This is a genomic window from Mycobacterium sp. HM-7 (assembly GCF_053852335.1).
Window position 1 is genome coordinate 4570671 of sequence record NZ_CM132657.1, and the last position, 20028, is coordinate 4590698.

Annotated in this window: 22 protein-coding genes; 10 read left to right on the plus strand and 12 right to left on the minus strand. The window is 65.0% G+C overall.

All coding sequences use genetic code 11. The annotated features are described in order from the left end of the window. Positions 1-49: 49 nt before the first annotated feature. On the minus strand, positions 50-1117 hold the full coding sequence (gene adhP / locus ACWW1C_RS22005) for an alcohol dehydrogenase AdhP (RefSeq protein WP_455980249.1): 1068 nt from the start codon (positions 1115-1117) through the stop codon (positions 50-52). Positions 1118-1473: 356 nt separating this feature from the next. Between adhP and ACWW1C_RS22010 the strand changes: the two genes are divergently transcribed. The 3 genes from ACWW1C_RS22010 to ACWW1C_RS22020 all read left to right on the plus strand — a co-directional run bounded on the left by ACWW1C_RS22010 (position 1474) and on the right by ACWW1C_RS22020 (position 4935). Next, on the plus strand, positions 1474-2868 hold the full coding sequence (locus tag ACWW1C_RS22010; protein ID WP_455984389.1) for a TIGR00366 family protein: 1395 nt from the start codon (positions 1474-1476) through the stop codon (positions 2866-2868). Between the two features lie 103 nt (positions 2869-2971). Then, positions 2972-4273 carry a PucR family transcriptional regulator gene (locus tag ACWW1C_RS22015; RefSeq protein ID WP_455980250.1) on the plus strand — a complete coding sequence of 434 codons (1302 nt, stop codon included), beginning with the start codon at positions 2972-2974 and terminating at the stop codon, positions 4271-4273. 56 nt (positions 4274-4329) lie between these two features. Next, entirely contained in the window at positions 4330-4935 is a 606-nt protein-coding gene (locus tag ACWW1C_RS22020) for a TetR/AcrR family transcriptional regulator (protein ID WP_455980251.1), read from the plus strand. Positions 4936-4939: 4 nt separating this feature from the next. Here the strand turns inward: ACWW1C_RS22020 and ACWW1C_RS22025 are convergent, their stop codons facing one another. Next, entirely contained in the window at positions 4940-5938 is a 999-nt protein-coding gene (locus ACWW1C_RS22025; protein WP_455980252.1) for an alpha/beta hydrolase, read from the minus strand. 145 nt (positions 5939-6083) lie between these two features. Beyond that, positions 6084-6635 carry a DUF1707 domain-containing protein gene (locus ACWW1C_RS22030; protein ID WP_455980253.1) on the minus strand — a complete coding sequence of 184 codons (552 nt, stop codon included), beginning with the start codon at positions 6633-6635 and terminating at the stop codon, positions 6084-6086. 381 nt (positions 6636-7016) lie between these two features. Between ACWW1C_RS22030 and ACWW1C_RS22035 the strand changes: the two genes are divergently transcribed. Together ACWW1C_RS22035 and ACWW1C_RS22040 are read left to right on the plus strand one after the other, a co-directional pair. Then, positions 7017-7400, plus strand: a complete 384-nt coding sequence (locus ACWW1C_RS22035; RefSeq protein WP_455980254.1) for an STAS domain-containing protein — start codon at positions 7017-7019, stop codon at positions 7398-7400. 41 nt (positions 7401-7441) lie between these two features. Continuing rightward, positions 7442-7894 carry an ATP-binding protein gene (locus tag ACWW1C_RS22040; RefSeq protein ID WP_455980255.1) on the plus strand — a complete coding sequence of 151 codons (453 nt, stop codon included), beginning with the start codon at positions 7442-7444 and terminating at the stop codon, positions 7892-7894. Between the two features lie 7 nt (positions 7895-7901). Here the strand turns inward: ACWW1C_RS22040 and ACWW1C_RS22045 are convergent, their stop codons facing one another. From ACWW1C_RS22045 to ACWW1C_RS22070, 6 genes are all read right to left on the minus strand, one after another. Then, on the minus strand, positions 7902-8345 hold the full coding sequence (locus ACWW1C_RS22045) for a response regulator (RefSeq protein WP_455980256.1): 444 nt from the start codon (positions 8343-8345) through the stop codon (positions 7902-7904). Continuing rightward, complete coding sequence (locus ACWW1C_RS22050) at positions 8342-9919, minus strand: sensor histidine kinase (protein WP_455980257.1); 1578 nt, start codon at positions 9917-9919, stop codon at positions 8342-8344. Before ACWW1C_RS22050 ends, ACWW1C_RS22045 begins: the two co-directional genes overlap by 4 nt. Then, positions 9916-11109, minus strand: a complete 1194-nt coding sequence (locus tag ACWW1C_RS22055; RefSeq protein ID WP_455980258.1) for a PP2C family protein-serine/threonine phosphatase — start codon at positions 11107-11109, stop codon at positions 9916-9918. Before ACWW1C_RS22055 ends, ACWW1C_RS22050 begins: the two co-directional genes overlap by 4 nt. Positions 11110-11276: 167 nt before the next feature. Further along, entirely contained in the window at positions 11277-12032 is a 756-nt protein-coding gene (locus ACWW1C_RS22060; protein WP_455980259.1) for a SigB/SigF/SigG family RNA polymerase sigma factor, read from the minus strand. After that, positions 12029-12448 carry an ATP-binding protein gene (locus tag ACWW1C_RS22065; protein WP_455984390.1) on the minus strand — a complete coding sequence of 140 codons (420 nt, stop codon included), beginning with the start codon at positions 12446-12448 and terminating at the stop codon, positions 12029-12031. The genes ACWW1C_RS22060 and ACWW1C_RS22065 overlap by 4 nt, the downstream gene beginning before the upstream one ends. A gap of 278 nt (positions 12449-12726) precedes the next feature. Beyond that, positions 12727-12882, minus strand: coding sequence for a hypothetical protein (locus ACWW1C_RS22070; protein ID WP_455980260.1), 156 nt, complete (start codon positions 12880-12882; stop codon positions 12727-12729). A gap of 272 nt (positions 12883-13154) precedes the next feature. On the opposite strand from ACWW1C_RS22070, the gene mbp1 (ACWW1C_RS22075) reads away from it, so the two are divergent. Both mbp1 (ACWW1C_RS22075) and ACWW1C_RS22080 read left to right on the plus strand, forming a co-directional pair. Further along, a complete protein-coding gene (gene mbp1 / locus ACWW1C_RS22075) occupies positions 13155-13400 on the plus strand; it encodes a microaggregate-binding protein 1 (protein WP_267318314.1) in 246 nt (81 codons plus the stop codon). A 240-nt stretch (positions 13401-13640) separates the two neighbouring features. After that, positions 13641-14318 (plus strand): hypothetical protein, encoded by a 678-nt coding sequence (locus ACWW1C_RS22080; protein WP_455980261.1) that lies wholly within the window; start codon positions 13641-13643, stop codon positions 14316-14318. 18 nt (positions 14319-14336) lie between these two features. Here the strand turns inward: ACWW1C_RS22080 and ACWW1C_RS22085 are convergent, their stop codons facing one another. The 3 genes from ACWW1C_RS22085 to glgX all read right to left on the minus strand — a co-directional run bounded on the left by ACWW1C_RS22085 (position 14337) and on the right by glgX (position 17976). Then, positions 14337-14783, minus strand: coding sequence for a response regulator (locus ACWW1C_RS22085; protein WP_455980262.1), 447 nt, complete (start codon positions 14781-14783; stop codon positions 14337-14339). A gap of 187 nt (positions 14784-14970) precedes the next feature. Continuing rightward, complete coding sequence (locus ACWW1C_RS22090; protein WP_455984391.1) at positions 14971-15630, minus strand: TetR/AcrR family transcriptional regulator; 660 nt, start codon at positions 15628-15630, stop codon at positions 14971-14973. A 192-nt stretch (positions 15631-15822) separates the two neighbouring features. Continuing rightward, positions 15823-17976: a glycogen debranching protein GlgX gene (gene glgX, locus ACWW1C_RS22095; RefSeq protein WP_455980263.1), complete on the minus strand. Its 2154-nt coding sequence runs from the start codon at positions 17974-17976 to the stop codon at positions 15823-15825. A gap of 168 nt (positions 17977-18144) precedes the next feature. Here glgX and ACWW1C_RS22100 point away from each other — a divergent pair, with 168 nt between their 5' ends. From ACWW1C_RS22100 to mbp1 (ACWW1C_RS22110), 3 genes are all read left to right on the plus strand, one after another. After that, positions 18145-18300: a hypothetical protein gene (locus ACWW1C_RS22100; protein WP_020104292.1), complete on the plus strand. Its 156-nt coding sequence runs from the start codon at positions 18145-18147 to the stop codon at positions 18298-18300. A 134-nt stretch (positions 18301-18434) separates the two neighbouring features. Next, the gene (locus ACWW1C_RS22105; protein WP_455984392.1) at positions 18435-19565 is read left to right on the plus strand and encodes an AI-2E family transporter; all 1131 of its coding nucleotides are present in this window, start codon (positions 18435-18437) and stop codon (positions 19563-19565) included. Between the two features lie 157 nt (positions 19566-19722). Next, a complete protein-coding gene (gene mbp1, locus ACWW1C_RS22110) occupies positions 19723-19968 on the plus strand; it encodes a microaggregate-binding protein 1 (protein ID WP_455980264.1) in 246 nt (81 codons plus the stop codon). Positions 19969-20028 lie beyond the last annotated feature (60 nt).

The following is a 20028-nucleotide window of genomic DNA, read 5'->3' on the forward strand; positions in this document are numbered from 1 at the left end:
GCGATCATCGCCGGCCTAGATCAGATGTGCGGAACGCCCCTATGTGCCGCTAAGCATTTCGGTAATCGATGACGACGCGGCCGTCGATCTGTCCGTGCTCCATCCGCGCGAACACCTCATTGACCTCATCGAGGCGCGCACTGGTGACGGTCGGCTTGATCAGGCCCCGCGCGTAGAAGTCGAGTGCTTCGGCCATGTCCTGCCGCGTTCCGACAATCGATCCCCGAATGGTGAGCCCTTTGAGCACGATGTCGAAGATCGGTGCCGGGAAGTCGCCCGGCGGAAGTCCGTTGAACACGATGGTGCCACCGCGACGGGCCAGGGCGATTGCCTGACCGAACGCCTGCGGGTGCACGGCGGTGACCAGCACACCATGCACACCGCCGGTGGCCTGCTGCACCGACTCGACGACGTCGGCGGTGCGGGCGTTGATGGCGACCTCGGCGCCGAGTCGGGTGGCGAGTGCGAGTTTGGCGTCATCGACGTCGATCGCAACCACACGTAGACCCATTGCGCGGGCATATTGAACTGCGATGTGCCCCAGCCCGCCGATGCCGGAGATCGCTACCCACTGGCCCGGCCGGGTATCGGTGACTTTGAGACCCTTGTAGACGGTGACGCCGGCGCAGAGGATCGGCGCGATCTCCAGCGGATCGGCGCCGTCGGGGATCCGTGCCGCGTAGTCCGCGTTGACCAGCATGTAGGTGCCGAAACTTCCGTTCACGGAGTACCCGCCGTTGCGCTGGCTCTCGCACAAGGTCTCCCAGCCCGTCCGGCAGTATTCGCAGCGGCCACAAGCCGACCACAACCAGGCGTTACCGACCTTGTCCCCGACCGCCAGGTCGACCACGCCCTCGCCGAGCGCCACGACCGTGCCATAGCCTTCATGCCCCGGCACGAACGGCGGCTGCGGCTTGACCGGCCAATCGCCGTGCGCGGCATGCAGATCCGTGTGGCAGACACCGGACGTCTCGAGCTTGACCAGGGCTTCGCCGTAGCCCGGTGTCGGCAGTTTCAGGTCGTGCACCTGCAGCGGCATGCCGAAGTCCGTGACGACGGCGGCCCGCATGGTGTCAGTGTGTCCCGCCACGGTTTCAGTGGCCAGTGTCTGTGTCATCGATTCGCTCCATTCGTGAGAATTGTTCCAGGAAAAGGTCTTTGAGGATCGCGGTGGGGTAAAGCTGATAACACACAACGCTATTGACGGCTACGTGCCGGCGCATGCCCCGATCGGGCCGAGTACCGGACCCGCCCGGGCGGGTCCGGTACTACCCATTCGGACAGGGCCCTCGGGCGTCGACCAGACGATCCCGGACGGACGAAGCCGTTGCACAAAGGCGCCACCCTGACGCCACTCGCCCGCCATGATGAGTGCCGTAACCAGATACTGCGAAGGTGGATCACGTGGCAGCGAGCGAACATCCGAAGGGCCCGGGTACCGCGTCGGACACGAAGCCCGAACGCCGCGGCGTCATGCAGGCCCTCACGGCACTGTGTGTCCGCTACGTCGAACGGCTGATGCCCGACCCGTATCTGTTCGCCGTCATCCTGACCATCCTGGTCGCCGGAATGGTTGCACTTCTGGTGCGCGGCGCCACCCCTGGCGGCATGCTCAAGGCCTGGTACGGCGGAGTGTGGGGTTCGCAGAACATCTTCACGTTCGCCTTCCAGATGGTGCTGATCCTCGTGACGGGCTACACGCTCGCTGAAGCGCCCATCCTCAAGCGGGCCATCGTCCACATCGCGGGCAAGCCGAACAACCAGGTCCAGGGCGCCCTGCTCTGTTTCAGCGTCAGCGCCGTGCTGTCCCTGCTGAACTGGGGCCTGGGCTTGGTCGCCGGAGCACTGGTCGCGCGGCAGGTCGCAAAACGTTTCGCCGATGCACATTTCGGCTACCTGATCGCGGCCGCCTTCATGGGCTTCATCGTCTGGACGCAGGGACTCTCGTCATCGATCGCCCTCGCCAACACCGACAGCAGCAGCCCGATCAACGTGATCCACAAGTTGACCGGCGTCACTGTTCCGTTGAGCCAGACCATTTTCCAGCCCTACAGCTGGCTGTCGGTGATCGCGGTGCTCGCACTGCTCGCGCTCGCGATCTGGCGGATGGCTCCGGCGCAGAGCCTGGCACCGGATCCCGCGGTGTTCGAGGACGAAGACCTGTCGGACGCCGCAGCCAAAGCCGCATCGCCGGCTTCGCCGACAACGCACAAGAGGACCTTCGCCGAGTGGCTCGAGAACCTCTGGATCCTCAACGTCCTCGTATTCGCCGCCGGCATGGCCTATTTCGTGCTCAGTGGATTCGCCCTGAACATCTCGTCGATGATCATGCTGTTCACCATCACCAGCGCGCTGCTGCACCACACACCGATCCGCTTCATCCGGGCGTTCACCGGCGCCGCCAAGGTATCCGGCCCACTGCTCCTGCAGTATCCGCTGTACGGCGGCCTGGTCGGCCTGCTCGGTTATCAAGCGACGAAGACCGACAAGCCGCTGCAGACGCTGCTTGCCGAGGCCCTCGTCAACGGCGCGACGGAGCACACGCTGCCATTCCTGACGTTCATCGGTTCATTGATCATCAGCCTGTTCGTCCCGTCCGGCGGCGGGCACTGGGCGGTGCAGGGCCCGATCGCGGTCGACTCGGCGCTGGCGGTCGGCCGGGATTCCCCGGCGTACCTGGGGTTGATCTCCATGGCCGTCGCCGTCGGTGAGGGAGTCGCGAACATGATCCAGCCGTTCTGGTTGTTGCCCCTGCTCGCCATCGCAAAACTGAACGTCCGCCAGGTCATGGGCTTCACCGTCGTCGCATTCCTGATCGGCGTGGCGGTGTTGGGCGCCACCACCCTCATCGCGCCGTATGTGATCTGACGCCGAAACGCCGCGCGGGTGGTGACAAAAATCGGCGGCACTTTTGGTGCCGGAAACAAAACTTGATGCGATTTGTCCCACCATCTTCCGCGACCCTGTTGTGATGGATCACAATCGGCACGTGCCGTCCCCCGCCGAACTGCCGCCGATCCCGGCGGACGCACCGTTGCGGAAGGTGATCGAGGACCGGATCGACGAGATCGCCACGTCACTTCTCCACGAGGCCGTCCAATCCATCGAATGGCCCACGCCCATGCCGATCGAACATTTCGACGGCGAGGTCACTCCGTACATCATCAGCGGATTCCTGTACGGGCTTGACCTGATCACCGAAGGACGCAGAGTGACCCGTACCGACGCGGCGACCTTCGTGCTGCCCGTCGCGGAGCGGCATGCCGAGGACGGGATCCCGTTGCCTTTCCTCTTCACCGCGCTCCATGCCGGCATCCGAAAACTGTGGGAGATCGTGCTGGAATCGGCCTCTGAAGGCGACTCGGAAACGATCGCCGCGCTGGGCATGTACCTCGCCGACTTCACGGGGACCATCAGCGTGCTGATGACCGAGGTCTACCAGGACTCGGATTTCGCGCTCCGGGCCACCGCCCGCCATCAGCTCAGCGCCCTCTGCGCCGGCCTCATCGACGGCGAGCCCGGCAGCGACGTGCTCGCCAAACAAGTAGGTATCAAGCTCAGCGACCACTACGACGTGTTGGTGATCCGGGTGGACGCCGACGAACCGCGCACCACCCATGAGACATTGGCGGCGCGCCGGCGGTTACGGCTCGCCAACCAAGTGTTCTACGGGCGCGGCGCCGGCGAAATCCTCAACACGTTCGACGGTCACACGGGCGCCATCTTGCTGCCCTCGCCCATCGTGGAACCGCGCGACGACGCCGCCATGGACGCACACCTGCGCGCTCTGGTCGACGCGCTCAGCGACCGACTCGATGTCGCGATCTACGCTGCGTATCATCCCGGCGCCACGCTGGGAACCATTCCTGCTGCGGTCTCGGAAGCCGACGAAATCACTCGCCTGGCAAGGCAACTGAACAGAGAACCCGGCATCTATCAACTGGCCGACGTCTTGTTCGAGTACCAGTCGACACGCCCCGGGCCCGCCCGCGACCTGCTCGCCCGCCACATCGCGCCGCTGCGCGATCACCCGGGGCTACTCCAAGCACTCCAAGCACATCTGCGGCACGGGGCCGACCGGAAGGCCGCCGCGGCAGAGCTTTTCATTCATCCGAACACCTTGACCTATCGCCTGCGGCGCGTCCAGGACATCACCGGAGCCGACCCCACCGATCCCCACCAATCCCGCTTGCTTGCTGCCGCGATGACCATCTACGCCGTCGACCATGCCGGCCCGCCGATCACCGCGACCGACGCAGACAACCCCGGCTAGCACGACCAGACATCGGTCATCGAACTCGAGTCATTCGTATCCCTACGGAACGAGATGTGAATCCAGTAGTGAACTATCAAGAGTTGGAGCGCACCCATATCCTGTGCACCGCAAGGGAACTGGTTGACCACTCGGGCTGGCAAGTGGTGCAGCTCGAGGACGTCCTGCGGCACGCCGGCGTGTGCGACCGGAGCTTCCGTCGGCATTTCAGTTGCCTGGACAGCCTGTTTTCCGAGTTGCTGGCAGACGAACTCCGCAGCGCGGCAAGACAGTTGCGGCACGCGGCCATGCCGGGCAAGCGCCCGATCGAACGCGTTCTGTCGTACACCGCGACGATGATCGACTACGCCTATCCGGTGGAGCGCCGCGGCAGAGCCTCCGCGCTGGCGACCATCTGGCTCGAGCGTTCCGGACACCACGTCGACCAGAACGATGCGCTGGTGGACGAGTTGATCGAGCCGCTGCGCGAGGCGATTCACGCCGGATGCCGGACCGGCGAGATGTCGTCACAGTGCCCGGATGACGATTCGCAGTCGATCTTTCATCTGGTCACCGGCGTGATCCTCACCCAGGCGGCGCTCGGCAGGTACGCCGTTCCGGAGCACCTCAAGGAGGCGACGATGGACGCGGTCGCGCACGCTCTCGGATTCACCGAACAATGAGCGTCTAGGCAGACTGCTCCTGCGTTGCGCTTCGCGCGAAGGCCGACTCGACGAACTCCGTCACCTCACGAAGGGCACGCGCCGCTTCCGGGACGATCGAAGCCGCGGCCTGGAACACGTGGACCTGGTCCCGCCACACCTGTAATTGATGCGGCACACCGGCCTTCGTCAGTTCGACGGCCAGTTGCTCGGCGTCAGGGCTGAGCAGTTCAGTAGAACTCACCTGGATCAACGACGGCGGAAGCCCACCCAGGTCGGCGTCGAGCAACCGATGATCCTCTTCGGGCGGGCTGTGCCGCATGACGAACTGATGGAACGCGCGGGCAAAGGCCTTCGAGAACAGCACATCGGTTGATCCCGAGGGCGCGTCGATCTTGGCCTGCAGATCGAAGTCGGTCAGCGGCGCCATCGAGACGATGGCGCCGGGCATCGGCAGTCCACGCTGAGCCGCGAAAAGGGCCGTGATGAAGACCAGGTAGGCGCCGGCCGAGTCACCGATGAATGCGATGTTCTCAGGCGCGATGCCTCGTCCGAGTGCGAACCGATAAGCATCGATGCAGTCCTCGATACCGTCGGCGATGGTGTGCTCGGGCAGTTTGCGGTAGTCCACCGCAACGATCTCGCTCTGCAGCGACGCGGCGATCCGCGAGATCATCTGTCGGTGCAGGTGCCGGCCACCGACGAGAAAGGCACCGCCGTGCATGTACACGACGTAGCGGTCTCCGCGCATGGACGCCGGGCGTGTCGTCTCGGCAGCGCAACGCCCCAGCCTGACAGGCCTTCTGGTGGTGCCCGCGACCGACCGCAACACGCGACCGACGTGATCGACCGCGCGGTACGGCCAGGGCAGACCGGGCGCCATCGCCCAGACCGTCAATACCGGCTTGACCGTGGCGTTCAGCGTCAACGCGAGGAGGCGGGACTGGATGCTGCCGCCTTCGAACTCGACGCGACGGGGGTGACCCAGGTCCAGCGGGAACAGATTCTCGGGTGCGGCAACCACGTTGTAGCCCTCCTGTATCAACGAGCCCCGTTCGGTGGCTGCGGCAGCGCCGATGCTGCCTCGTTGTCCGAACCAGTATCGACGTCCCGGTGACCGCCGTCTCTACACCGAGGGCAGAAGTATCAGACTCGTCGTTTGTGACGAGTCACAAACGACGAGGTAGGCGGTCGGACGCGGTGCCGCAGGACCGCCGCCGGGCGGCCGGCGCGGCCGCCTTCGAACCTCCTCCGGCCTGGCTCCCACCACTGGCCAGTACGCCAATTGCACTGGGAATCAACAACGCGCATCCCCAGGGGACGGCGACCCAGAACGGCCAGAAGTAGCCGGCGCCGGTGCTGAGCCAGATCGCGACGCACAGGATGTTCACCGCGACCCACGGCAGCCACATGATGACGACCCATGCCGGAATCGTGTACTTCCGTTCCTGTTTCGGCTCACCGCGAGCGTCGGATCGCGGTAGGTCCGAGACGATTTCGGCGAGCTCGCCACGGGTTTCGGCCCGGTAGAGCGTTTGCAGGCGGGTGTCGTACTCGGTGAGGTTCAGCCGGCCATCAGCGACCGCATGGCTGAGCCGGCGGGCAATGACGTCGCGCTCGGCATCGCCGGCGCGGATGTGATGGCCCAGGGTGTCGGTCGCGGCGCCGCCGGCGCTGGGGTGCGCCGCCTCGGGCATCGGGAAGTACTCATGGTGGTGCATGGTGCAACTCCATTCGCCATAACGGTGTTATGGACATTCATAACACCGTTATTTCCAGATGGCAAGGGGAATTCAGCTCCCGACGCCCACGCACACCCCGCAATACAATCCGCAACGGCGACCAACTCACGCTGCCTGGGCAATCGATTTGCGGCACAATCGGATTGAGCATCGGTCCGGCCCGCGGTCGCGGTGGTTCAGGGACGGCACCGGCCCACAAAATCGGCCAATATCAATACCCGCCGATGATCCGGGCGAAACATGTTATTTGCCACACCGACGGACAGGCGGTGTCCTACTAGGTTTGGTGCAGCGGGCAGCAAAAGCGCCGATAGTATTTGGAACTGTCGGCTCACGTGTGTGAGCCCCTCGGAGGTGACAATGACAGGCCAGCCAGTCCAGGGAAGCGGCAACCCTGCCGCGGCGAGCTGCGCAGTCGAACAGAGCCAGATCGGCGCGGTCAGCGTGGTCACGGTATCCGGAACGGTGGACATGCTCACCGCTCCGCAGCTCGAATCCGCGCTGAACCCGGCGGCTGTCGGCACAGCCCAGGCGGTCGTCGTCGATTTGAGCGGCGTGGACTTCCTGGCCTCGGCCGGGATGGGCGTGCTGGTGGCGGCGCACGCGGACTTGTCGCCGGCGGTAAGGCTCGTCATCGTCGCCGACAGCCCCACCACCAGCCGGCCGCTCAAGCTGGTCGGCATCGCGGACCTGATCGAGCTGTTCGCCACGCGAGACGAGGCCCTCGCGGCTGTCACCGCCTAGCGCGGTCGTTGTCAATCGGAAGGTAGGTCGAGCAGGTCGTTATGACGGAGCCGGACCAGTCGAGCAGCGGGGCACGTTTCAGTAAGAAGGACGTGGTGGCGATCCCCGAACATGCCGCATCCGTCCGTCAGGAGTTCTCGACCTGGTTGACGGGCCACTTCGCACTGGACCGCGTCAAAGCCAGCGACATCGTGCTCGCCGTCAACGAGGCATTGGCCAACGCCGTCGAGGCCGCGTATGCCGATGCACCGTCGCCCGGTGTCATGCACGTTCGCGCCGACTTCGACCGCGAGTCACGACGGCTGACCGTGACGGTGACCGACGAGGGCACGTGGCGCCCCGCCACAGCCCAGCTCGCGAACTCTGCCCGCGGACGCGGAATTCCATTGATGCGGGCGCTGACCGATCATGCCTCGATCGAACCGACCGACGCCGGTACCGAGGTGCGCCTGCAATGGGATGTCATCGACGCCGTGCCCGCCGGCGGCGGGTGACCCTCGCTTACTGCGGCAGCCGCACCACCTGGACGAAGAACTCGTCGATCTCCCGCACCGCCTTCATGAACTGATCGAGGTCGACCGGCTTGGTCACGTAGGCGTTCGCATGCAGTTTGTAACTGCGGAGGATGTCCTCCTCGGCCGACGACGTGGTCAGGACGACGACCGGGATGTGACACAAATCGGCGTCGGACTTGATCGCCTCCAGCAACTGCCTGCCGTCGTACTTCGGCAGATTCAAGTCGAGCAGGATGAGGTCCGGGGTCGGGGCGTCCGCATGGACGCCGCGCCGGTAGAGGAAATCCAGACCTTCTTGACCGTCGCGAGCGACATGCAGAGTGTTCTTGATCTTGTTGTCCGCGAACGCTTCACGGGTGATCAACTCGTCCCCTGCATCGTCCTCGACCAACAGGATGTCGACCACTCGGCCGGCTGACGACGCATTCATGGATTACTTCCTCCCGGCTGCTCTGATGCGATGACGTTCGGTTCGGTGATCGGGGTAGCCGGCAAGGTGAACACGAACCGCGTGCCATCGGTGTACGACGTGTCGATCCCGATGGTGCCGCCGTGATGTTCGACGATCTTCTTGCACAGCGCCAAGCCGATGCCGGTGCCGCTGTAGGCGTCGCGGCCGTGCAAACGCTGAAAGATGACGAACACCTTGTCCACGAACTCCTCGGCGATCCCGATACCGTTGTCCGTCACCGTGAATACCCAGTTGTCGGCGTCCTCACCCGTTCCCGGTGTGCATTCGATCACGATCCGGGGCGATTGACCCTCGCGCCGGAACTTCACCGCGTTGCCGATCAGGTTCTGCCACAGCATCGTGAACAAGGTGGGGTCGCCGTCGACGCGCGGCAGGCCCGCGGGTGGCATCAGCACCTCTGCTCCCGACTCTGAGATCGAGGTCGCGAGGTTGTGCATGGCCGACGCCACAGCCTCGCCCAAGTCCACCTCGGTGTGCCTGGCGTTGAGCCGGCCGACGCGGGAGAAGGTGAGCAGGTCGTTGATCAGCACCTGCATACGTTTGGCGCCGTCGACCGCGAAATTGATGTACTCGATCCCGCGGTCATCGAGCTGATCGCCGTACCGCTTCTCGAGCAGCTGGCAGAAGGACGCCACCTTGCGCAGCGGCTCCTGCAGGTCATGCGAGGCGACGTAGGCGAACTGTTCGAGTTCGGCGTTGGATCGACGCAACTCCTCGGCTTGCTCGTCGAGAGCCAGGCGGGCGAACTGGGAGGCGTCGAGTTCCTCGACGATGCGCTGCCGCATCTCCTCGACGTCAGCGGCGATCGCACGAATGTCCGTGGGCCCCTGGGGAACTATTCGCTCATCGAAGTTACCCTGCGTGATCCGGCGGCACGCGGCAGCGAGTGCGCCCAGCGGGCGGGTGACCGAGCTGCGCACCAGCATGGCCAGCACCACCGCCATGACGACAAAGGCGCCGACCATGGTGGCCAGCACCCGGTCGCGCCATTGGCGTATCGACTCCAGCCGAGCGGTGTCGACATCGCGCGCCTGCGCCAGGTCCCGGTTCTGCGCGTCGAAGAGCGCGCGGAGATTGTCGAACTCTTTCTTGCCGTACTCATTGGTGCGGCTGTCGACGACGGCAGGATGTCCCACGACGACGCTCGCGATCAACGGCTGGGCATAGGTGGCGCGCCAGGTACCGGCAGCTCGTTCGATGGCATCGAGGTCGGCCATGAGGTCAGCGTGACCGCCCAGCAGCCGCCGAATATCCTGCACCGCAGCAGTTTCAGCGCGTTGTCCGTCCTCATACGGCGCCAGGAATTGGCTGTCGGCGGCGCTCGTATAACCACGAACCGCGGTTTCCTGATCACGCAATCCGGCCTGCAAGCGGTAGGCGGCCACGCGCGCTGGTTGCAACTGCTCGATCAGTTCGCTCGACACCGTGTCGGTCCGGTTCATCAGAAGCGCACCGCCGACGGCACCGGAGAGCACCACCACACCCATCGCGGACAAAACCAGGTTCTGCCAGCCCTGCACCGTCAACTTCATCGAACCGAGCGCTCCACCCGTATAACGGCGATGTCGTCGGTGAGACCCCCGAACGGCTCGGCCCGCGCTTCCACCTCGCTTATCAGCGCCTTGACGAACTCGGTGCCGGGCAGGCGCGCCAGTGAGCGGGCCGTCGCCAGCAGTCCTTCCTCGCCGAGGCGTTCACCCCCATCCCCTGCGGCTCCCTCGAACAAGCCGTCCGTCAACAGCATCAAACCGTCGCCCGGCCGCAACTGCAGACGGTTGACCGGCCATTCCCTGGCTCCGAGGCCGAGTGCCGGACCGGCGGTCGGTTCGAGCCAGTCGACGGTACCCGTCCTGTGCATGAGCAAGCCGGGATGACCTGCCCGCACCACGTCGAACTGCCCGGTATCGGGTGTCAGTGCCACACTCAGCAGGGTCGCGAAGGTGCCGCGGCTCGGACGCTCGGTGGTCAGGATGCGGTCGAGCTGACGCATCCGCTCGTTGCCCCGCAGGCCAGCGAAAGTCAGTGCGCGCCAACCGATTCGCAGCGCCACCCCCAATGCGGCCTCGTCCGGTCCGTGGCCGGCCACGTCACCGATCATGACGTGGACGGTGCGGTCGGGCGTCTGCACGACGTCGTAGAAGTCACCGCCGATCAGCGCGTCACGCCGGCTCGGCAGCGACTGAGTGACGATCTCGACGCCCGGACTGTCCGCGAGCAGGGGCGACGGCAGCAGACCCCGCTCCAGTCGGGCATTCTCCTGAGCACGCAGTCGACTGGCATGCAGATCCACCGCGGTGACCTCGGCACGCTTGCGTTCGATCGCGTACAGCACCGCACGGCGCAGCGTGTCCGGGTCCACCCGGCCCTTCACGAGGTAGTCCTGCGCACCGGACGCCATGGCAGAAACGCCGAAATGCTCGTCGTTCAGACCCGTGAGAACGACGATCGGCAGGCTCGGCGCCAGGGCGCCCAAGCGATCGAGAGCGTCGACGCCCCCGGCATCGGGCAGGTTCAGGTCGAGCAGCACGCAGTCCGGCCGGATAGCCTCTAGCGCGGCCGCCGCCTGGGTCAATGTGGACGACCAGTGGAAGTCGATCTCGATCGCCGCATCGGCGATCAGCTCCTCGACCAGCAGGGCATCGCCCCGGTCGTCCTCTACCAGCAGCAGCGACAGCGGCCGGTCTCCGGGAGGCCCCGCCTTCGGGGAAGTGGAGCGGTTCATCCGCGGATCCGCCGGCATGGACAAGTGGTCACATCCTTCGCCAAGGGGCCACCTACCTCGTGCTGACCTTCTTGTTTCGCTTGTGCTTACCGTCGCGGACGTTACCAGTTGGTCCACACCACTCCGGGCCATTGACGCGCAGCACGTCGCGGGGCGCAGCCCGCGGACTACTCCAGCTTCTCCCGAAGCTGCGCCAGGGTTTTCGCCAGCAACCGCGAGACGTGCATCTGGGAGATGCCCACCTTGGCCGCGATCTGAGACTGCGTCATCGATTCGAAGAATCGCAGCACCAGCACGGTCCGCTCGCGCTCCGGCAGTTCCGCCAGCAGCGGCCGGAGCGCCTCGCGGTACTCGACCTTCTCCAGGCCGGGGTCGACGTCGCCGAGCGTCTCCGCGAGTGACGGGCGGTCCTCGCTGCCGCTCCCTGCGGCCCCATCGATCGAGGTCGTTTTGTACGAGCTCCCGGCGATCAGGCCGTCGAGGACCTCATCGCGCTCGATGTCCAACTCGGCGGCCAGTTCAGACGCAGTGGGTGCGCGCCCGAGGCGTTGCGACATCTCGGCGCTGGCCGTGCCGATCTGCAGGTGCAGCTCTTTCATGCGCCGTGGGACTTTGACCGACCAGCTGTTGTCGCGGAAGTGGCGACGCAGCTCTCCCATGATCGTCGGGACCGCGAAAGAGGCGAAGTCCGAACCCATTTCGACGTCGAAACGTTTCACCGCGTTGATGAGGCCGATGCGCGCCACCTGCAGCAGGTCATCGCGCGCTTCGCCCTTGTTCTCGAAGCGCCGCGCGATGTGGTCGGCCAACGGTAGGCAGCGCTCGATGATCGCATCGCGCTGCTCGATGTAGTCAGCTGAGCCCTCGGTTGTCCGCTGGAGCTGACGGAACATCTCGAGAACGTCCGCATACTCCGCCGTCACCGCTGCAGACTCACTCGCCTCGAAGTCAACGAAACACCCAGCACCTGGGTGCCGTCGATAGCCTGCTCGTCGGCGAACGTCGACACCTCGTCGGCCAGCGAGTTGAGCACGTGCCAACTGAAGCTGTCCGGCTTCACGACCGCACTGCCGCGACTGTCGTCGGCTGTGCAGCGTGCCGAAGCGCGAATCATCACAGCATCATTCGCCGGATCGACGACGACCCGCAGGCTCGACCCCGGCACCGCAGCCCGGATGAGCCCGGTACAGGCCTCGTCGACCGCCAGCCGGATATCGGCGATGGCGTCCAGATCGAAATCCTCGAAGGCGGCCACCGCTGCCACGAGGGTCCGCAGGACAGCCAGGCTTTCCGGAGACGCCGCCACGATCAGTTCCACGGACCGGTCACCGGACGCCATGTTCCCCTGTCCTACTGCCTCAACCACGTATTTCCTCCAGCGTCCCTGTGCAGGCCACTCCACGTCGCACTTTGTGTACCCATTGTCCATGTCTGCTCAAACAAACGTGCATCGCCCGCCGCCGCCTGTTGTCGGCGGGGGCAATACCCGAAGGCGACTGACCGCGTCAGCACGCTTCGCGGCTTGCGCGGCCGTCCGATTCATCTTGTACCGCAAGCCATCTCGCCGATCCGCGGCGGCTCTCGACCGCCAAGGTGAACGCACGCGGGCACAGCCCGCTAGTACCAGTAGCGGCGGCGGGCGATCGGCCGTCCTGTCGCCCCAAGCAGCCAAAAAACCGCGCCCACCACCAACACGACAACGCCGGCTACCCACAAGGGGTAGATATTGAAGATCAGCCCGAGAGCGAGCAGTACAGCCCCGACCAGAATCATGGTGCCTCTTTCCGTTGTGGGCAGCGCACGCGCGAAGTCGTGGTGCCTGCCCCGTCTGACCTAGCCGGCCAGCGGCAGTCCTTCCGTACCCACGGGGATCAGCTGCCCAAACATTTCCGAACCGAGCACCGGAATGCCCTGTGGGGCACCCACATCCGTGTGGCGCATATCGCAATACCCGCCGTTTGACGTGCGCCCGAGCTGGGAATTCTCGGCAGGCGTGGGGAACGGTTCTCCGTGCGATCATCCGATCCGTGAGCGGAAGGGCAGCCATGAGCGAGGACAAGAACACCGGACCCGAAGAAGCCATCCGGGGCGTCGTCGAAGGCGTCAAGGGCAAGGCCAAGGAAGTCATCGGCACCGTGGCCGGACGTGACGACCTGGTCCGTGAAGGCCAGGCTCAGCAGGACAAGGCCGATGCGCAGCGCGACGCCGCGAAGAAGGAAGCCGAGGCCGACGCCGCACGCGCGGGCGCCAAGGCCGCTGAGGCGCGCGAGCGAGCCGAGCAGCAGAACTAGGCGACGGGCAAGACTGCAGCGCAGTTCCACGGCCCAGTCCAGCGGCATGCTGGACTGGGCCGCTCTCGTCTGTGTGGGCTTTGCCCGGAAGCCCCAGCGTTGAAAGAGCTTTCGATACACCAAGGACAACGGCACCCACAAAGCCCGCCGCACCATCTGAGTGTTTGCCGCTCCGATGGACTGGGTAACTGTGAAGTCAGCTGACGCACTCGCGCGTTGCCCGACTCGAAGGAATCAGGGATGGCAATCGAACTGATGGCGGCGCCACGAAGTGCGGACGAGACGGCGGTGAGGGTTGAGCCCGTGCCCGGCGAGGCCGCAGCACCCGGCGTGGCTGTCCACCTGCCGGTATTGCTGGTGGGCCTGCGCTGGCTGTTCGACACCGAGCAGCCGGCGGGCGCCGTCCAGTGCCCCGCCGGGGACAGCCTGCCGTCGGTGGACGGACGCGCTTTCCGGTTCATTCCCGTCGACCGCGACGGTCGGGCGGCCCTAGGCATAGCGGTGACCACCGGCATCGCCGGCGACGCGATCGGTGGCCATGAGGCGGCCGACTTCATCGATCTGCTCGAGGGTATGGGCGAAGAGGTTCTCGCCATCAATTCCGTCGCGGCGGGGGCGTTCTACGTGCTGACCTTGGCACGACCCGCGCATCCGACGTTGCGAAGCGCGGTCGTCCGCTACCGCGCTCGGCACCATGCCGACTCCACCGCCTCACCGTTCGGCCCGGCGCAGCATCCCAATGACGTCAGCCCGCTGAGCGCGACGGACCTGCAGCGACAGCTGGCCGCGAGCGCTGCCGAGCAGCACAGTGAGCCATTGGCCGGCGACACCGGCGACGTGGAGTGGATGGACCGCTTCGGCTTCCCGACGCCCGCAGCGCTACCGGGCACCGAGTTGTGTCTGGCCATGCAGGTCTAGAGACCGAGCCGGCCGCTGTCAGGCCCGCGGCAACCGGACCACCTGAACGAAGAAATCGTCGATCTGGCGTACTGCGCGCAAAAACTGCTCGAGATCGACCGGCTTCGTCACGTAGGCGTTCGCATGCAGCTTGTAGCTGCGCAAGATGTCTTCCTGAGCCGACGACGTGGTGAGCACGACGATGGGAATGTCGCACAGTTCGATGTCCGACTTGACCTTCTCGAGCAACTGCCGGCCGTCATATTTCGGCAGATTCAAGTCGAGCAGGATCAGGTCCGGTCGCGGCGCCCCCACATGGGCACCGCGTCGATAGAGGAAGTCCAGGCCTTCCTCACCATCGTGGGCGACATGCAGAACATTCTTGATCTTGTTGTCCGCAAAGGCTTCCCGGGTGATCAACTGATCGCCGGGGTCGTCCTCGATCAACAAGATGTCGATCGCCCTGCTGTCGCGCGGCACGGTCACGTGCACACCTTCCCCACCTATACGTAGATGACGTTCGATCCATCGTCGGGCCGCGCCGGGAATGTGAAACACGGCGGGTTCGGCAGCTCCTACCGACAGCCTCCTGCCATGGCGCACATCCCCGAACACCATCAGTTTACATTGTAAACAGGCCTGCCGTCCCCCGGGCTGCCGTCGTACGCCCGCTTCAGTGTCGCGGCAGGTTCGACTCGATCCGATCCAGCAACGCTTCGAGCGCTTCCTCGAACTCGGCCTCCCCGTAGTCCTCCGACAGCAAGGGTTGCAGCCGCTGCAACTGCGGAAAGTCCGACAGCTTGGCCCTCGGGCGGTCGGCTTCTTCGAGGATCGCCTCCGCGGGACTCAACTGGGCGCCGAGGGCCGACACCTCCAGCAAGAGCTGCCCCACCAAGAACGTCGTGTAGGCCCGATAGGCCGCCACTGCAGCGGCATCATCGAACCCGTAAGAAAGCAAGGTGTCGAGGAAACTCTCCATCCAGCGCATGCTGCGCAGCGGGGGGCGCACCCAAGGCGCTTCCGGTGCCTGCGTGGCCACCAGCGGGAAGAGTTCGGGATGCTGCAGCGCGATCTGGCGCACCCCGTGAGCAAGCCGGATCAGATAGTCCTGCCAGCCGTCTTCTTGCCGACGGGCCGCCAACTGCTCGGCGTACAAGCGGTCGACGACATGTTCGACCACGCCGGTCAGCAGGTCGCCCCTACTGTGTACATACCGGTACAGGGCCATCGCTTCCACACCGCATGCCGCGCCCAACCGGCGCATGGTCAGCTTGTCCAGCCCATGCTGGTCGATGAACTCGATCGCGGTGTCCAAGATGAACTCGCGGGACAACGATGCCGGGTGGCCGTCACGCAAGCCGTCACCCGGCACTGCGTCAGAGTCGCCCGCAGCTGCGGAGACATCAGAGTCACTGGTTCCCGTCACCGCGCCCGACCTCCCAGCACTTCGTGGATACCGGCAGCAACGCTAGCTGGCGGACGCGACCAAACGGTGAAGCGTCACCGCAGGCTGCGCTTGTTCGCTTCACGAAACAGACCGAAATACCGTGAGGGCACGGCCCTCGACCGTCACCGTGGCCTCCGCCGCCAGCGGCGTCGTGTCGGCGTCGACGTCAGCCAAACCACTGGCGGTGTCGAGTACGAGTTGCCAACTCGAGCCGAATTGTCCTGGTGGCAGCGTGAATTCGATGGCGTCGTGGTGGGCATTGAAACACAGCACAAATGAGTCGTCGACGACCCGCTGCCCACGCTCGTCGAGGTCCGGTATGCCCTGTCCGTTGAGGTACACCGCGACGGACTTGCCGAAGGCGGTGTTCCAATCGTCGTCGGTCATCTCGGAGGCGCTCGGGGTGAAGAAGGCGACATCCGGCACGTCCTGCGAGCCCCGGGCTCGCACCGGCCGACCGGTGAAGAAGCGACGACGCCGAAAAAGCGGGTGCGCGGTGCGGATGGCGGCGACGCCACCGACGAACGCGGTCAACTCGGCGTCGGCGGATTCCCAATCGATCCAGGTGATTTCGTTGTCTTGGCAGTAGCCATTGTTGTTTCCCCTTTGCGTGCGGCCCAGCTCGTCGCCGTGGGAAATCATGGGCACGCCCTGGCTCAGCAGCGTCGTGGCCAGAAAGTTGCGCTCCTGGCGCCGACGCAAGAGCTCGATGTCAGGATCGTCGGTCGGACCTTCGACGCCGCAGTTCCAAGATCGGTTGTTCGATTCGCCGTCGGCGTTGTCGTCGCCATTGGCCTCGTTGTGTTTCTCGTTGTAGGAAACCAGGTCCCGCAACGTGAAACCGTCATGGGCGGTGACGAAATTGATCGAGGCGACCGGCCGGCGCGAGGTGTGCTCGTAGAGGTCCGCCGATCCCGTGAGCCGCGAGGCGAACTCGCCGAGCGTGGACTCCTCACCGCGCCAGAAGTCCCGAACGGCGTCGCGGTACTTACCGTTCCATTCCGTCCACTGCGGTGGGAAGTTCCCGACCTGATAGCCACCGGGCCCGACATCCCACGGCTCGGCGATCAACTTCACCTGGCTGATGACCGGATCCTGCTGCACCATTTCGAAGAACGTCGAGAGCCGATCCACGTCGTAGAACTCCCGCGCCAGCGTCGATGCCAAATCGAAACGGAAGCCGTCGACATGCATCTCGGTGACCCAGTAGCGCAACGAGTCCATGATGAGCTGCAGCGCGTGCGGATGACCGGCATTGAGACTGTTGCCCGTGCCCGTGTAGTCCATGTAGAACTTCTGCTCTCCATCGACCAGTCGGTAGTAGGCGGCGTTGTCGATCCCCCGGAAGGACAGCGTCGGGCCCAGATGGTTGCCTTCCGCGGTGTGGTTGTAGACCACATCGAGGATCACCTCGATGTCCGCCTGATGCAGGTCGCGGACCATGGCCTTGAACTCTTGGACCTGCCCTCCGGGAGTCGCCCCCGACGTGTACTTGGGGTCGGGTGCGAAAAACCCGATCGTGTTGTAACCCCAGTAATTCGACAGGCCTTTGTCGATCAGCACCGAGTCGTTGGCGAAGTGGTGCACCGGCATCAACTCGACGGCGGTGACACCGAAGCTCTTCAAATGGTCGATTATCGCGGGATGTGCGACGCCCCCGTACGTGCCGCGGTCGCGGTCGGGAACATCGGGGTGAAGCTGCGTCAGCCCCTTCACGTGGGTCTCGTAGATCACCGAGTCGGCGTACGCGCGCTGCGGCGGCCGGTCCGTCCCCCAGTCGAAGTACGGGTTGATCACCACCGACTTGGGCATGCGGGCGGCAGAGTCATCGTCGTTCCGGCTGTCCTCGTCACCGAAGTTGTACCCGAAGAGCGTCTGGTCCCAACGGAATTCGCCGTCGATCGCCTTCGCGTAGGGATCGATCAGTAGTTTGTTCGGGTTGCAGCGCTGCCCCGCGGCCGGATCGTACGGCCCATGGACCCGATAGCCGTAGCGCTGTCCGGGTACGACGTCGGGGAGAAATCCGTGCCAGATGAACCCGTCGACTTCTGGCAGCACTACCCGCGTTTCGGTGCCGTCCTCGGCGAACAGGCAGAGCTCCACCCGCTCTGCGGCCTCACTGAAGAGGGCGAAGTTCGTTCCGACGCCGTCATAAGTCGCGCCCAGCGGGTATGCCTTGCCCGGCCATACCTCGGTGCGACGGTTGTCCTCCGAGCCGGCGGACTCTGTCATGTGCTCTCCTCGAGCGAGAGGGGTGAGTGGGAGGATAGCCCGGATCACCGCCATCCAATCATCGCTGCGGTCCGATTGCTCGGTTGGTTTGACGGAGCACCGACATGGGTACCTGAAAGCCGCCGGCCTTGACGAACCCGTCAACGCCCTGAGCGAGGAGCGCAGCACATGATCATCTTGGGCATTATCTTGCTTGTTCTGGGATACGCCTTGGCGGTGCCGATTCTGGAGACCATCGGTGCGATCTTGGTCGTGATCGGCGCGGTCCTGTGGATCCTGGGCGCCGTGGGGCGGCCGGTCGCAGGACGCAAGGTGTGGTTCTAGCCGGGTCTTAACCAGGCCTGTACACCGCGGGCACTGTGGTGACGCGTGCCAGCCCCGACGCCAGGGGCCAACCGAGCAGCAACGCGAAAAACGTTGAGACAGTAGACGATGCCGGCCAGCCGGCGCACCACGACATGGTGGCGCAGCCGCACGGCACAGCCGAGGAGCCCATAGCGGCCGCCGAAGCTGTCGCCGCGGAGATGAAAACCGATGCGCGTCCGCATGGCGAACTGGGCCGGCGGTTCGATCGGCATTCGCCCTTCTTCGTCGGGATGACGGCGGCGGCGGGCGTTGCCGTGATCTACGGCGCCGTGCACATGCTGGTCGCGGCGCAGTCGGTGCTGGTGCTGATCGGCGTGGCATTCTTCCTGGCGTTGGGGTTGGAGCCCGCCGTCTCCTGGTTCGTCAACCACCGTCTGCCGCGCTGGCTTGCCACGACAACCGTCTTCGTCATCTTTCTCGCGCTGATGGCGGCTTTCGTCGCAGCGGCCATTCCGCCGCTGTCGCAGCAAGCCACCCAGCTGATCCATCAGGCGCCGCAGTACATTCAGCAAGCCCAGAGCCATTCGTCCACGATCGGAAAGCTCAACGACCGCTTCCATATTCAGCAGCGGATCACCGACACGATGAACGGATCGGGCGGCTCGATACTCAACGAGATCGTCACCGCCAGTTCGGCTGCTTTCGCCGCATTGGCCGATGTGCTCATCGTCATCGTGCTCACCGTGTACTTCCTCATCGACTTTCCCCGCATCCGCGCAACCCTCTATCGCCTTGTGCCCCAGACCCGTCGACCGCGGGCGATCCTCATCGGTGACGAAGTCTTCGCCAAGGTGGGTGCCTACGTACTGGGCAACGTGGCGATATCCGCGATCGCCGCAGTGGCCACCGCGGTGTGGCTGACCGCGTTCGATGTGCCCTATCCGCTGTTGCTCGGCATCTTCGTCGGGCTTTTCGATCTGGTGCCGGTCGTGGGCTCGACCATCGCCGGAGTGGTGGTGGCGGCGGTGGCTCTAACGGTGTCATTACCCGTATGCCTCTCTACCGCAGTATTTTTCATCGTATTTCGAGCTCTCGAGGACTACCTGCTGGTCCCCCGCATCATCGGGCATGCCGTCAAAGTGCCCGCATTGGTCACCGTGGTGGCGGTACTCATCGGAGGCGCGCTGCTCGGCATCGTCGGGGCCTTGGTGGCCATTCCGGTCGCTGCCGCCGTACAGCTGATCGCACGCGAGGTGTTGTTCCCGCGTCTCGACGCCACCTGACGACCAGATGTCCCCTCTCACCCGGAACACACGATGTACGGCAGGTCACAACGCCGCCGCGTTTCGAGTCCGGGCAGACCGGAAACTCTGCTAGCAGGGCGCGGCACACGGATACCGCTCCTGACGAATCCATCCATCGGTAGTGGAAGGGGAGACAATGACCGACAAGCAGAACACTGGACCCGAGGAAGCCGTCCGCGGCGTGGTGGAAGGTGTGAAGGGCAAAGCCAAGGAAGTCATCGGCACGGTGACGGGCCGAGACGACGTGGTTCGCGAGGGCCAGGCCCAGCAGGACAAGGCCGACGCGCAACGCGACGCCGCGAAGAAGGAAGCCGAGGCGGACGCCGCACGGGCGGGCGCCAAGACCGCGGAGCAGCGACAGGAAGCTGAGCAGCGCCGCTGACCTGACGTTTCGACGATTGGCCCAGCCGGGATTACCCGGCTGGGCCAATTGCGCTGCGCA